This is a genomic window from Sphingomonas sp. S-NIH.Pt3_0716, assembly GCF_003950715.1.
Classification (GTDB): Bacteria; Pseudomonadota; Alphaproteobacteria; order Sphingomonadales; family Sphingomonadaceae; genus Sphingobium; species Sphingobium yanoikuyae_A.
This window is the reverse complement of record NZ_QLJK01000024.1, coordinates 1-12,246: the sequence shown is the minus strand read 5'-3', so window position 1 is coordinate 12,246 and position 12,246 is coordinate 1. Positions and strand designations below refer to the sequence as shown.

Genomic DNA, 12,246 nt, shown 5'->3' with positions numbered 1-12,246 from the left:
GCGAATCGTTCTCAACTCATTTTGATAATCATGGCGCTCGCCGCTTAGGTCTGGACGAGCCGTCTCCTCGCGGACGAGCTTCCGTCGCCTATGGCGAACAGGATAAAAGACTGCGGCCGCCTTGATGATCTCACGCGCTTTGCGGAGGACTGTCAGCGTGCTGAAACCCTTGGCGATTTACATGGCACGATCGATGCCGCCGTGCGCGATCTTGGCTTCCGCTGGTTCACGCTGCTTCACAATATCGACCTTCGGCGCGGAGGCGAGCAAAGCCTGTTCCTCACAACCTATCCATCGGCCTGGCTCGAGGAAGTTCTCGAAGAACGCCATTATCTCGAAGATCCGATCCATGCGGCCTGCGCTCGCACCCCGTCAGGGCTCGCCTGGGACCGGATCGGCGACGTACTGGAGCTCACGCCGCGCCAGCGAAGCATCCTCGACCGCGCCAGGGACCATGACCTTGCGTCCGGCTACAGTTTGCCAATCCGGACCCCGGGGGAACCCGAGGCGATCTTTACCGCCGCCCGATCGCGCGACGAGCCGCTCAGCGCAGAGGAGGTTCTGACCGCCCGTCTGCTCGGCTCGGTCGCTTATGATCGGGCGCGCGAGCTGCTTGGCGAAAGGGCAGGGCCATTGGCCTGCGTCCCTCTCAGCCCTCGCCAGGTCGAATGCATCGCGCTCGTCGCGCAAGGCAAAAGCGACTGGGAGATCGGCCAGATCCTCGGCCTCAGCCGCGACACCGTGCACGAATATGTTGAATCGGCCCGCAGGCGTTATGGCGTGCGACGACGCACGCAGCTGGTGCTGCGCGCGGTTCGCGATGGTCATCTCAACATGGAAGCGCTGCTCTGATCTCGCCGGCCATATGATGATCGGGCTTGGGCAAGTTCAGGATTTCTGCGCTGTCGCTGGCGCGATCAAGGACGCTACGGCCTTGTCTGACCTGATGGCCGAAATCACGAAGGCCATGGGCTTTCGGCACTATGCCCTGGTCCATCATGTCGACCTGAAGCCTGCGGTTCGCTCGGTCCACATCGTCGACTATCCGCAAGACTGGGTGGAGCGCTTCCAGGCGAGACGCCTCTATGCGAGCGACCCGATCCACCGCGCCAGCCATCGCACCAATGTGGGCTTTGCCTGGTCGGCGGTTCAGTCGATCATCTCTCTGACGGCCGCCGATCGCTCGATCCTGGCAGAAGCCTACGAGGCCTCACCTCAAGATTTGTTCGCCAGACAACGCTAAGCTGGAAATACTGAGAACATCCTAGGCGACGAGCCGAAGTCTGCCGTTCGGACATTGGCAATCCCAACATTACTGGCGACCCCGCCGCCGGCCTGTCGAAGCGCCTCGTCGGCCGTGGTGGCGCGATGATAGGTAAAGGGGGTCATTGGGCGACCTCCGCAAAAGTCTCCAGGATTGCGTCAACAATGCCATTATGCGCGCCGCAGCGGCACAGATTGCCGCTCATCCGCTCGCGTACCTCGTGACCCTTCGCAATCCCGCGGCGTCGATCGACGACAAGCGCCTTGCCCTGCGCTTCGTCGTCCATATCATCGGCGATCTTCACCAGCCGCTTCATGCCGGTGGCGGCAATGACCGGGGCGGCAACGACATGAAGGTGAGCTGGTTCGGCCGCTCGACCAATCTCCATTCGGTCTGGGACAGCGCTATGATCGAGCAGCGATCCTTATCCTATTCCGAACTTGCCGACTGGCTGGCGCGCGCGATCACGCCCGAGCAGGTCATAGCCTGGAATAATCGCGATCCGGGCACCTGGATCCGCGAAAGCATCGCGCTGCGCAAGACCATCTATCCCACCGACACGAATCTGTCCTGGGACTATGCCTATCAGCACCGTCTCGAGCTTGATGATCGGCTGAAGCGCGGCGGCATCCGTATCGCCGTCTATCTCAACTGGGTGTTCGAAAATTCTCAGGACCAGAACGGGGTCGAGGCCCGATCCCCGCGCAAGCCTGCAAGGCGCAAATGACATGCCACGCGGCACGCGGCACGAACTTGTCGGCATGCTGCTTGGCGATGGTCCTTACCCCGTGCTGCGTGTCGCCGATGGCGGGGAATGGCGGCTCGATTGCACCAGATCCTGCCGCCATCTTCTTGGTCGACGAGTCCGGGTCGTAGGGACAAGGTCTGATTTCGACATGCTCGATGTCGAGCGGATCGAACCCACCTGAGCATTATCGGGGAGGCGCCGCCTCTCAGCGAAAATCTCGTGTCTTGACCTTGATGCCCTCTGTCGGCTGGCCCGGAATGATGCCCGAGCCCAGGCGCAGGTCGGGATCGTAAAGATCGCGGGGGCCGCGCCCGAGCGGCCTGTTCGCCGCATCGCGCGGATCGGGGGCCATGGCGCTTCTGACGATATCGGCGCGGCTGACCTGATAGATGCTGGCGACATCCGCCCGCTGCCCTACGCTGGCAAGGAGGGGCGAGAGGTCGTCGAGCCGCTGGGCGATGAGATGGATCACATCGCCCTCCTTCTGGACCTGACCGCGCACACCCATCATCGAGGCGCCCAGCACCACGCGCCGATGCTTCTCGAAGAGATTGGGCCAGACGACGAGATTGGCGACATCGGTCTCATCCTCAAGCGTGATGAACATGGTGCCCTTGGCGGAGCCGGGCTTCTGCCGCAGGAGAACGAGGCCGGCGAGATTGACCCATCGCCCGTCGCGAATATCCTTGAGCGCGGCGCAGGTCACCATCTTCCGGCGCGCCAGTTCGTCGCGCAGGAAGGCGAGCGGATGGGCGCGCAGCGAGAGCCCGATCGCGCGATAATCCTCCACCACTTCCTCGCCTTCGCCCATTTGCGGTAGCGCCACCTCCGGCTCGATGGCTTCAGGCTGCAGCTTGCCGGCCCGCGCGTCCGCAGCGGCAAAGAGCGGCAAGGCTTCTTCGCCAAGACCCTTCACTTCCCAGAGGCCGGCGCGGCGCGAGAGCGCCAGCGATCCAAAGCCACCGGCATGGCCGATCCGGTCGAGCGCGCGGCCGCTGACGCCGGCGCGGCGCTGGATTTCCTCGACACTGGCATAGGGTTCATTGCCCCGTGCCAAGACAATCGCGGCGCCATCTGCATTTTTGAGCTCGCGCACATAGCGCAGTCCGATCCGCACCGCATGATAGCGGCCCCAGGTTCGCTCGAGCGTGCATTCCCAGCGGCTGTGATTGACGTCGATCGGGCGGACCTCGACCCCATGCTGGCGCGCATCCCGCACGATCTGGGCGGGCGCATAAAAGCCCATGGGCTGGGCGTTTAGGAGCGCAGACGCTCGAGCTCCTGCTGCGGGGTAAGGCCGCTTTCCCCGATCTCGTCGGGATAGGTATAGGTCAGCTGACCAAGGTCGAAGCGGCAGGCCCGCGCAATCTCGACGCTGCGGCGGAGCGGCGTCACGTCGCCCAGATAGCGGGTGAAGACGGCGACGGCCCGCAAGATAGCTGTGCTGTTCTACAATAGTCTACGGTATGGCATGGCCTATCACGATCCAGGCGCATCGCAGTACGAAGAGCGGTATCGCAGCCGGGTCATCGGCAATTTGCAACAGCGCGCCAAGGCCTTCGGCTTCTCGCTCCAGGAACTGCCGTCGGAGCCCGAGACAGCTGTTTCTTAGGAAAGCCACCGCGTATTTGACCTGCGGTCACTTCGTTCCGCCAGGGATGCAAAGTGAGATACGCATTTGTCGCCGAGCATCGTGACCAGTTCGGGGTTCGATCGATGTGTCGGTGTCTGCGCATCCAGCCCAGCGGTTTCTATGCTTGGCAGAAGAGCCCACTGAGCACGCGGGCCCAGGAAGATGCTCGGCAGACAGAGTTGATCCGGCAAGCCTGGAACGACAGCGGCAAAGTCTATGGCTACCGCAAGCTGCACGACGACCTGCTGGATCAGGGCGAGACCTGCTGAGCTGGTCCGGAATTGCCAACGTTGCGCTAGAACGGCGCGATTTGCTCGCGAGCTGCCGAAAAATGAAAGGTCTGCGCCTGAGCAGTTGTACTCTGGCTCTATGCGTCTTGAATGGGGCGCCTAGTGCCGAACCTCTCAATCCGCGAAGCCTCATTCGAGAGATGGTTCTTTTCCACTGTCAGACGTTATCGGCCTTTAATTATTCCGAACAATGTGATGTCGGATTCTTCTTGCCGAGCAGGCCGAATGGATCATTCCAAGCGGCAAAACCATTTGGAGAGGCTGGTACGAACATGCGCGAGGCTCCGGTCCCACATAGCGAAACGCAGTTAGCGACAGGCCGGAAACCATCTGTAATCAATCTTCATTTTAGTGCCGCATTTTATTACTGCAGGCTCAAAATAAGCATTGATTGTAGGTGCGAACCGTGAAGCGCGCGATAATTGCTGTCATTGCTCTCCTCGCCGCCTGCGATATGTTGCCTCGCGATCCGGCCGGCACATCGAAGCGGATTACAGAGGAACGAACTTTCACGGTTGCGCTGGCTGATCCCACTGTTCACGAAGCTTCACAAGTCCAGACCCTGATTCATGAAATCGAGCGGCGGACCAGCGCGAAGGCGCAATGGCGGCCAGGGGCGGGCGAGGCACTATTCCAGCAACTTGACGACGGTAAGCTTGACCTAGTGATCGGGCGTTTCACGGCAGAGAGCCCCTGGGCAATGGAAGTGGCGTTCGGTCCTCCTCTCTCGACGACAGGCACGAAAGAGGCTCCACTCGAGCTCAAGGCGGCGATGCGCAATGGCGAGAACCGGTGGATTATGACAGTCGAGCGCGCCAGCCGCGCCATTTCGCAGGAGGCGCGCGAAGAATGAGCGACACGAGCCTTCCCGACGAACTGCGTGAGCCCATGGCCCGGGCTGTGCGCCTGGAATATTGGAACATCTTCTGGACGCTCACGATCATCGTGACGATGGGGCTGGTGCTTGGTCAAAGCCAGACGATGAAGACCGCATGGATCGAGGACACGCTGGGGCTCGTCCCGCCTGTCATGTTCCTGATCGCCGCGCATATGGAACGCCACGCCCATCGCTCGCGCCGTTTTCCCTTCGGGTTCGAGCGCGTCAACGGTCTAGGATTTTTCGTCGCAGCGGTTGCGCTGACGGCAGTTGGCGCGCTTCTGCTCTACAATGCGCTGATGGCGCTTGGCGCAGCGGAACATGCAAGCGTCGGCTCGATCGCCATTCTGGGCCAGGATATCTGGCTAGGCTGGCTAATGATCGCCGCCCAGATCTATTCGCTGATCCCGCCACTCTTTATCGGCCGGAAGGAACTGCCGCTGGCGCAGGCGCTCAACGACAAGCTGCTGCATACCGATGCGCTCATGAACAAGGCGAACTGGTTGACCGGGGCGGCCGGGCTCGCGGGCATCATCGGTCTCGGGCTTGGCTGGTGGTGGGCCGACTCTGTGGCGGCCGCCATCATTTCGCTCGACGTCCTCAATGACGGGATCAAGGCGCTGCGATCGTCCACGGCCGAACTGGTCGATGGTGCGCCAAGGGCGCTTTCCAGCACGGATCTTTCGGACGATGCGCAAAATCTCTGTGATCGGCTCAAGGCGGAGTTTCCCGGTGGTACGATCCGCCTGCGTGAGACCGGTCGCCTCATCCGGGCCGAAGTCCATGACACGCATCCCCCCGCGCAATGCCGTCATCCGCGATATTACTGGCCAGAGGGCGAGGACAGAGCATGGCGGCTGGCTCAGGTGAGCTTCATCCCGCCCATAGAACGCGAGGACCGGAACTAGACCGGTGGCTTCTGCTGCACGGCATCAGCCTGCTTTTCCGGTCGGATGTAGATGGAGGTCAGATCGGGCACGCAGGCCTTCATCTCGCGCTCAATCTCCTCGATCAGGCGCTCTGCGTCTCCCATCGGCAGATCATCGACGAAATCGGCACTGATCGCCACGAACACGGCATCGGGCGCGGTGTGGATCGTGCGGGCATGATTGACCGCGCTGATCTGTGGTCGCTTGTTCAAAATGGCCCATAATGCCGAAATGATCGCCGGATCGGCGCTTTCGCCGATCAGCAGCCCCTTGGCTTCGCGCGCGAGCAAAATCGCAACCCCGGCCAGGATGAGACCGATGGCGATCGATGCGAAACCGTCGATCCGTGGGTCGGCATAATGATGGCTGGCCCAGACTCCGATGCCCGCAATGCCAAGGCCGATCAGTGCTGCGCTATCCTCGAACAGGACAATGAAACCGGCCGGATCCTTGGATCGGCGGATCGATTGCCACCAGCTGCTTGATCCCCTCTTACCGTTGAACTCGCGCACCGCAATGGCCCAGCTCGTTCCTTCAAGCAGTATCGCGACCGCCAGCACCACATAATTGATCGTGGGATCGCGCAGCGGTTCAGGCTCGGCAATGTGCAGCCAGCCCTCGTAGATCGAGACGCCGGCGCAGACGGCAAAGATCAGGATGGCGACGACGAAAGCCCAGAAATAGAGTTCGCGGCCATAGCCGAAGGGGTGGGTGGCGTCGGCCGGGCGCCTGGCCTTTGCCTGGCCATAGAGCAGCAGGATCTGGTTGCCGCTGTCGACCAGCGAGTGGACCCCCTCGGTCAGCATGGACGAAGAGCCGCTGATCGCCGCCGCCACGAATTTGGCGATGGCGATCCCGACATTGGCCAAGAGGGCGCCATAGAGGACGATATTCTCGCGGAACCTGCGCGGCAGATCGGCCATCGGGCTCAACCGGGATAAGGGCTGGAGCGCAGCAGGCCGGCCAGATGCGCTGCATTGCCGGCGACCATCTTCGCCGTCTTCGTTACCTTCTCCGGCGTCTCGTCGAGATCCTTGAAATCGACCGCCCCCATCGCTTCGCCGACCCAATAGCAGGCGGCAACAGCGGGGATGGTCCAGCCCACATCGTTCAATGCCTGGAACAATTGGGCGCTGGCAAAATGAGCGCCATCCTCATTGCCCACGATCGCCGCGACGACAACCTTGCCATAGCTTGGCATCCGGCCCTCATCATCGGTCTCGGAGAGAAAGGCATCCATCCGCTCCAGCACCCGTTTGGCGATGCTGCTGATCTGCCCCATCCAGATCGGTCCGCCAAAGATCAGAATGTCGTGCGCGAGGATCTTCTCGCGCAGACCCGGCCAGGCATCGCCATCCCCTACGTTGGAGGTGACGCCTGGCTTAATGTCGAGAGCTGCAACCCGGACCGTCTTGCTGACTGTCACATCATATTGACTGAAGGCTTCCGCCAGCACGGCGATCATCGCGTCGGTCGAGCTCTCCTCGCTACCGTCCGCCTTAAGCGTGCAGTTGAGCGCCAAGGCCTTGAGCGACATAGTTCTATCTCCTTAAGGGGCTAGGGTCAGCTCTGGAAATTGTAGAACGCGCCCATCCGTCCTTCGCGGAAAGAACACCTGTACGCGTAATGGGTTCTTTTGCTCAAAGGAGAATTGGCTGAGCGATGCCGGTTTTGTGATACTTCCGTCTGCGCGGAGGCCAGCGACAAGTCTGGTAGGGGCGGGGACCAGATGGTAGCGCCATGGAGATGAGCGATCTGCCATGCCAACCCATTGAAATGGCAAAGCTGGGCAGTCGGCTTTCATATGGAGGGGCGATCACGGAACCAACTCGCAGATTGCACGCTCTCATCGCGGAGGTCGCACATGGCTGCACGCGCATATTGGCAGGGCCAGTTAAAGCTGGCATTGGTGTCCATCCCGGTCGAAGTCTACCCCGCAACCAAATCCGGCGCGGCGGTCAGCTTTCGTCAGATTCACGAGCCCACCGGCAAACCCATCCGCTATGAAAAGGTCGTGAACGGCGTGGGGCCCGTCGATCGAGATGAGATCCTCAAGGGGTTCGAGCTTTCTAAAGGCAATTACGTGCTGCTCGAACAGGAGGAAATCGAAGCGGTCAAGATTGAGAGCCGCAAGACCCTCGACCTTGTCCAGTTCGTCGAGGCAGATGCGATCGACGTACTGTATTATGAAAAACCCTATTTCGTCATACCCGCCGATGACCTCGCAGAAGAGGCCTATGCCGTGCTGCGGGATGCGCTGCGAAAGGCAAAGAAGGTCGGGCTTGGCCAATTGTCGGTCCGCGGTCGGGAACAGCTGGTATCGATCAAACCCTGTGGGCGGGGGCTGGTCATGGAAGTTCTGCGCTATGCAGACGAAGTCACTAAGGCCCAGACATATTTCCGAGGTTTGCCTGCCGATACGGCGGATGACGATATGCTCGACCTTGCTACCAGCATTATCGACAAACGAACAGCGCCCTTCAAACCGGAAGAGTTTCACGATCGCTACGTCGATGCGCTCCATCGCCTGATCGAAAAGAAGAAAAAGGCCAAGGGGAAGCGGATAATCGAAGAGGTGGACGAGGAGCCAGCACGCAAGGGCGGCAATGTCATCGATCTGATGGCGGCGCTCAAGAAATCAGCAGGGGAAACGGCTCGTACCACAGCGAAGAAGAAGAGCCCGAAAAGCGGTTCGGCGACGGACGCTGGCAACCGACGTGCGACTGCAACCAAGCGCAAAAGCGCATGATGACGCTGAATCCGGATACCCCCCTCCACCTTATCGACGGGCCGGTCATGCTGCGCCTGAGCATTGCTGCTCTACTCGGCCTGCTCTTGGGGCTCGACCGACAGATACGCGGCCATGCAGCGGGGCTACGCACCCATGGGCTCATCTGCTTCACCAGCGCTCTCATGACTGTCTGCGCAATTGCGCTGCACAATCAGTTGCAAGGCGAGGGGAATATCGATCCCTTGCGGGTATTCGAAGCTTCGGCCGCATTTTCGGGCATCATAGCGACTGGTCTCATCATATTCAGCAAAGGTGAAATCAAGAATCTGACCACGGCAGCCCATATATGGCTGGCGTCGATGATCGGAATCGCTTGCGGCGCTGCTCTCTGGCCATTGGTGGCCAGTGCCACTCTCGTCGCGATCCTCATGCTCAGCCTGCTCGGATTCGTGGAACGGCGCTGGTTCGCGTCCGAGGAGCGACAGGGCAAATGAGCCGGAACAATCCCCTTGCCTCCTATAATGCCAAACGGGATTTCAATCGCACCAGCGAACCTGCAGGCAAGATAGCAAAGAAAGGCGGCAACAGTTTCATTGTCCAGAAACATGCCGCCACAAGACTGCACTGGGACTTCAGGCTGGAAGTCGATGGCGTGCTCAAGAGCTGGGCCGTCACCAAGGGGCCGAGCCTGGATCCCGATGACAAGCGGCTTGCTGTCCGCACCGAGGATCATCCTCTGAGCTATGGTAGTTTCGAAGGTAATATCCCCAAGGGCGAATATGGGGGCGGCACTGTGATGCTCTGGGACCGAGGTTGGTGGGAACCGATCGCGGGAAAGAGCGCGAAAAATATAGAGGATGGTCATCTCCATTTCATACTGCATGGCGAACGGATGAAGGGGGAATGGCTGTTGGTGCGGATGAAGGGGCGCGCGGGCGAAAAGCGCGAGAATTGGTTGCTCCGCAAGATCGATGATGGCGAGGCCCGCCGGAATGGCGATCTGGTCGAGCGCGCGCTGACAAGTGTTCTGACTGACAGCTCCATGGCGCAAATCGCCGGGGACATCGCCGGCACGCAATCGTTGAAAGGTGCAAATGGCAAGACATTCGCGGACAGGATGCAGGCAGCCAACGCGCATAATGCTAGGATCGGCAAGACGAAGGGGAGGGCGAAAGCCAGAACGGAGGCTATGCCGCGCTTCATCAAGCCGCAGCTTGCAACATTGGTCGACAATGTACCGGTTGGCAATGAATGGATGCACGAGATCAAATATGACGGATATCGCGCGCTCGTTGCAGTCAGTGGCGAAGCGATAAAAATATATACGCGTAGCGGCTTGGACTGGACGGACAAATTTAGTCCTCTGGCCGGTGCCATAAAAGCGCTCGACCTCCCGCCTGCGTTGATCGACGGCGAGATCATCGCCTTTGACGCTGACGGCAATCCGAGTTTTTCGGCGCTGCAGGCGGTGTTGAAACGGGGCCATGGCGCGGAGCGAGCCGACACGCCGTTCCATTTCTTCGCTTTTGATCTTCTTTCCCTTGATGGCATGGATTTGAAGTCTCTCCCCGCAATCGAGCGAAAAGAGCGGCTCGAGGCCTTATTGGCGGATGCAGAACAACCGATCCACGTTGCCGATCACCTGATCGGCTCGGGCGAGAAGCTCTACCGATCGCTTTGTCAGGCCGGGCAGGAAGGCATTATCGCAAAGCGCGTCGATGCGCCCTATCGCAGCGGACGGACACGCGCCTGGGTGAAGGTCAAATGCACCCGTCGCCAGGAATTCGTGATCGTCGGCTGGACCCGTAGCAAGGCGAAGGGGCGTGCCTTCTCGTCCCTGCTACTGGGCCAGCATGAAGGCAGTGAACTGGTCTATAAGGGAAAGGTCGGCACTGGGTTCGACGCTGCCACAATGACCGACCTAGCCGAGGCGATGGGTCCGATTTCGACCGGCACGCCGCAGGTCATCATTTCCGCCCGTGAAGCGCGCGACGTCCAATGGGTCGAACCCCGGCTCGTTGCGGAAGTCAGTTTTGCCGAGTTCACCGGTGAAGGGCGCGTGCGACATGGCAGCTTTCTGGGGCTACGAAGCGACAAGTTAGCAAAGACGGTCAAGCCCGAAAAAGCGGCCCCGACGCCTCCTTCGGCCACGGTCATCAAGATCAGCAATCGCGCGCGCGTGATTTTCCCGGAGAGCGGGCAGACCAAAGGGGAGTTGGCCGATTATTACGCCCGGATCGCCCCGCTGATGCTATCTTTTGCTGCCAACCGGCCGATCAGTCTTGTTCGATGCCCACAGGGCCGCGCGAAGAAGTGTTTTTTCCAGAAACATGACAGCGGCGCCTTTGGCGACCATGTCCGCCATGTCGCGATCCGCGAGAAAAACGGCGGCTCAGAAGACTATCTCTATGTCGACGATACCGATGGCCTGATCGCCTGCGTACAGATGGGCACGATTGAATTTCACGGCTGGGCGAGCCGTGCCGATGCAGTCGAGAAGCCTGATCGCATGATCTTCGATCTCGATCCCGACGAGGGCATGGATTTTGCCCAGGTTAGTCAAGCAGCAAAGGATATTCGCGATCATCTACGCGAAATCGGTCTGATCTCCTTCGCCATGCTGTCGGGGGGGAAGGGGGTCCATGTCGTCGTCCCCCTCAGCCCCACCCACGACTGGGACGCACATAAGGATTTCGCCGCCCGGTTCGCCCAGGCCTTGAGCGCGGCAGAACCCGATCGCTTCGTTGCCACGATGAGCAAGGCCAAGCGCAAGGATCGCATATTCATCGACTGGCTGCGCAATCAGCGCGGCAGCACCGCCATCCTGCCCTACTCAGCGCGCGCGCGCGCCGGCGCGCCCGTAGCCATACCGGTCGACTGGAACGAATTGAACGATTTGCAGGACGCCCATCCCTTCGACATTGGAGATTTCGAAATGTTGTGGGAGCGCGCAAGCAAGCTTAAAGGCTGGGGCTTCGCTGCGCAGGCCCTACCGGACCTATGAGCCGCTTCAGGCACCATGGAGCCCGCTATGCGTTGATGGGACAAGATCAGCACGAAAGGATCAAAATGCCCCATCACAAGGAACGTCCTGCCCGCAAGGCCACCAGTCGTCTTGCTCTCTACCTCGTCTTCGCATTCATCGTTGCAGCCATCCTGGCTTTCATCTGGGTCAACATGCACGCCTGACCGGACGATAGCCCCCTTAGTCCGACCCAGGTTGCGCCACCGTCCGCGCCAGTTCATCGATCTGATCGACCGGGATACGTCTTGCTATCATCGCCATGGTATCGGGCGGCAGGCGCGCGTCGATGACATTGTCATCTTGCTGCCAAAGCCGCAGGCGCGCAGCGAGATAGCCTGGCTTCTGCCCGGCAAGAATGGGCGCCGCCTTGCCAGCCGCATGACAATTGCTGCAGGCCGGGAGGGGCTGGCCAAAACGATCCAGTCGCGGAGAACTGGGCGAGGTCGCGTTATTCTTGAGCCCGGGCATCGCGGAAAAATAGCTCGCGAGCCTCGTCATGTCCTCGCGCCCGGTCGTTGCCAGCGCCGTCTGCATGACCGCACTGCTGCGCTTCCCCGAGACATACTGGCGCATGCTGGCGAACAGATAGGACGCGCTCTGCCCAGCCAGGACCGGAATATCGGATTGCTCCCTCCCCCGACCATCGACGCCATGGCAGCTTGTGCATGCCGACAAGGTTGCCGGAGCAACGCCGGGCAGGCGTCGCTCCTCGCCAGCCTGAGTCAGTGCTTGATATTGCGCCGCCGTCA

At 60.5% G+C, this 12,246-nt stretch carries 13 protein-coding genes and 4 pseudogenes; 11 read left to right on the top strand and 6 right to left on the bottom strand.

All coding sequences use genetic code 11. The features are described from left to right. Nucleotides 1-90: 90 nt before the first annotated feature. Together BRX37_RS18455 and BRX37_RS18450 are read left to right on the top strand one after the other, a co-directional pair. Nucleotides 91-852 (top strand): helix-turn-helix transcriptional regulator, encoded by a 762-nt coding sequence (locus BRX37_RS18455; RefSeq protein ID WP_063976096.1) that lies wholly within the window; start codon nucleotides 91-93, stop codon nucleotides 850-852. A gap of 13 nt (nucleotides 853-865) precedes the next feature. Then, nucleotides 866-1,243 (top strand): autoinducer binding domain-containing protein, encoded by a 378-nt coding sequence (locus BRX37_RS18450; RefSeq protein ID WP_230588645.1) that lies wholly within the window; start codon nucleotides 866-868, stop codon nucleotides 1,241-1,243. Nucleotides 1,244-1,385: 142 nt separating this feature from the next. Here BRX37_RS18450 and BRX37_RS18445 read toward each other — a convergent pair. Continuing rightward, nucleotides 1,386-1,484 (bottom strand): annotated as a pseudogene (locus BRX37_RS18445) (2Fe-2S iron-sulfur cluster-binding protein); the annotation flags it as partial. Here BRX37_RS18445 and BRX37_RS18440 point away from each other — a divergent pair. After that, nucleotides 1,479-1,991, top strand: a pseudogene (locus BRX37_RS18440) (S1/P1 nuclease); the annotation flags it as partial. The pseudogenes BRX37_RS18445 and BRX37_RS18440 sit on opposite strands and share 6 nt — an antisense overlap. Nucleotide 1,992: 1 nt before the next feature. After that, nucleotides 1,993-2,193 (top strand): DUF5818 domain-containing protein, encoded by a 201-nt coding sequence (locus tag BRX37_RS18435; RefSeq protein WP_080727313.1) that lies wholly within the window; start codon nucleotides 1,993-1,995, stop codon nucleotides 2,191-2,193. A gap of 24 nt (nucleotides 2,194-2,217) precedes the next feature. Here the strand turns inward: BRX37_RS18435 and BRX37_RS18430 are convergent. Both BRX37_RS18430 and BRX37_RS26805 read right to left on the bottom strand, forming a co-directional pair. Next, nucleotides 2,218-3,282 (bottom strand): annotated as a pseudogene (locus BRX37_RS18430) (helix-hairpin-helix domain-containing protein); the annotation flags it as partial. Beyond that, on the bottom strand, nucleotides 3,270-3,446 hold the full coding sequence (locus tag BRX37_RS26805; RefSeq protein ID WP_164522485.1) for a hypothetical protein: 177 nt from the start codon (nucleotides 3,444-3,446) through the stop codon (nucleotides 3,270-3,272). The pseudogene BRX37_RS18430 and the gene BRX37_RS26805, both read right to left, overlap by 13 nt. A 37-nt stretch (nucleotides 3,447-3,483) precedes the next feature. Between BRX37_RS26805 and BRX37_RS18425 the strand changes: the two genes are divergently transcribed. The 4 genes and pseudogenes from BRX37_RS18425 to BRX37_RS18410 all read left to right on the top strand — a co-directional run bounded on the left by BRX37_RS18425 (nucleotide 3,484) and on the right by BRX37_RS18410 (nucleotide 5,720). Continuing rightward, entirely contained in the window at nucleotides 3,484-3,624 is a 141-nt protein-coding gene (locus BRX37_RS18425; RefSeq protein ID WP_202907004.1) for a hypothetical protein, read from the top strand. 38 nt (nucleotides 3,625-3,662) lie between these two features. After that, a pseudogene (locus BRX37_RS18420) lies at nucleotides 3,663-3,908 on the top strand (IS3 family transposase); the annotation flags it as partial. A gap of 433 nt (nucleotides 3,909-4,341) precedes the next feature. Continuing rightward, nucleotides 4,342-4,788: a type 2 periplasmic-binding domain-containing protein gene (locus tag BRX37_RS18415; RefSeq protein ID WP_063976114.1), complete on the top strand. Its 447-nt coding sequence runs from the start codon at nucleotides 4,342-4,344 to the stop codon at nucleotides 4,786-4,788. Beyond that, nucleotides 4,785-5,720 carry a cation efflux transmembrane domain-containing protein gene (locus BRX37_RS18410; protein WP_063976098.1) on the top strand — a complete coding sequence of 312 codons (936 nt, stop codon included), beginning with the start codon at nucleotides 4,785-4,787 and terminating at the stop codon, nucleotides 5,718-5,720. Before BRX37_RS18415 ends, BRX37_RS18410 begins: the two co-directional genes overlap by 4 nt. Here the strand turns inward: BRX37_RS18410 and BRX37_RS18405 are convergent. Both BRX37_RS18405 and BRX37_RS18400 read right to left on the bottom strand, forming a co-directional pair. Continuing rightward, nucleotides 5,717-6,664, bottom strand: coding sequence for a cation diffusion facilitator family transporter (locus tag BRX37_RS18405; RefSeq protein ID WP_125988664.1), 948 nt, complete (start codon nucleotides 6,662-6,664; stop codon nucleotides 5,717-5,719). The two genes, BRX37_RS18410 and BRX37_RS18405, sit on opposite strands and share 4 nt — an antisense overlap. Nucleotides 6,665-6,669: 5 nt before the next feature. Then, nucleotides 6,670-7,278 (bottom strand): flavodoxin family protein, encoded by a 609-nt coding sequence (locus tag BRX37_RS18400; protein WP_063976100.1) that lies wholly within the window; start codon nucleotides 7,276-7,278, stop codon nucleotides 6,670-6,672. A 327-nt stretch (nucleotides 7,279-7,605) separates the two neighbouring features. Between BRX37_RS18400 and ku the strand changes: the two genes are divergently transcribed. The 3 genes from ku to ligD are packed head-to-tail and all read left to right on the top strand — an operon-like array spanning nucleotide 7,606 to nucleotide 11,476. Next, nucleotides 7,606-8,490: a non-homologous end joining protein Ku gene (ku, locus tag BRX37_RS18395; RefSeq protein ID WP_063976101.1), complete on the top strand. Its 885-nt coding sequence runs from the start codon at nucleotides 7,606-7,608 to the stop codon at nucleotides 8,488-8,490. Further along, entirely contained in the window at nucleotides 8,490-8,966 is a 477-nt protein-coding gene (locus BRX37_RS18390; RefSeq protein ID WP_063976115.1) for an MgtC/SapB family protein, read from the top strand. Before ku ends, BRX37_RS18390 begins: the two co-directional genes overlap by 1 nt. Then, on the top strand, nucleotides 8,963-11,476 hold the full coding sequence (gene ligD, locus BRX37_RS18385) for a DNA ligase D (RefSeq protein WP_125988662.1): 2,514 nt from the start codon (nucleotides 8,963-8,965) through the stop codon (nucleotides 11,474-11,476). The genes BRX37_RS18390 and ligD overlap by 4 nt, the downstream gene beginning before the upstream one ends. Nucleotides 11,477-11,677: 201 nt before the next feature. On the opposite strand, the gene BRX37_RS18380 is transcribed toward ligD, so the two are convergent. Continuing rightward, nucleotides 11,678-12,246 (bottom strand): c-type cytochrome (locus tag BRX37_RS18380; RefSeq protein ID WP_125988660.1); only part of this gene is annotated, 569 nt, incomplete at its 5' end.

Coding starts and splice junctions, on each gene's coding strand:
- BRX37_RS18455 (WP_063976096.1), top strand. CDS start 91: ATGGCGAACAGGATAAAAGACTGCGGCCGCCTTGATGATCTCACGCGC.
- BRX37_RS18450 (WP_230588645.1), top strand. CDS start 866: ATGATGATCGGGCTTGGGCAAGTTCAGGATTTCTGCGCTGTCGCTGGC.
- BRX37_RS18435 (WP_080727313.1), top strand. CDS start 1,993: ATGCCACGCGGCACGCGGCACGAACTTGTCGGCATGCTGCTTGGCGAT.
- BRX37_RS18425 (WP_202907004.1), top strand. CDS start 3,484: ATGGCCTATCACGATCCAGGCGCATCGCAGTACGAAGAGCGGTATCGC.
- BRX37_RS18410 (WP_063976098.1), top strand. CDS start 4,785: ATGAGCGACACGAGCCTTCCCGACGAACTGCGTGAGCCCATGGCCCGG.
- BRX37_RS18405 (WP_125988664.1), bottom strand. CDS start 6,664: ATGGCCGATCTGCCGCGCAGGTTCCGCGAGAATATCGTCCTCTATGGC.
- BRX37_RS18400 (WP_063976100.1), bottom strand. CDS start 7,278: ATGTCGCTCAAGGCCTTGGCGCTCAACTGCACGCTTAAGGCGGACGGT.
- ku (WP_063976101.1), top strand. CDS start 7,606: ATGGCTGCACGCGCATATTGGCAGGGCCAGTTAAAGCTGGCATTGGTG.
- BRX37_RS18390 (WP_063976115.1), top strand. CDS start 8,490: ATGACGCTGAATCCGGATACCCCCCTCCACCTTATCGACGGGCCGGTC.
- ligD (WP_125988662.1), top strand. CDS start 8,963: ATGAGCCGGAACAATCCCCTTGCCTCCTATAATGCCAAACGGGATTTC.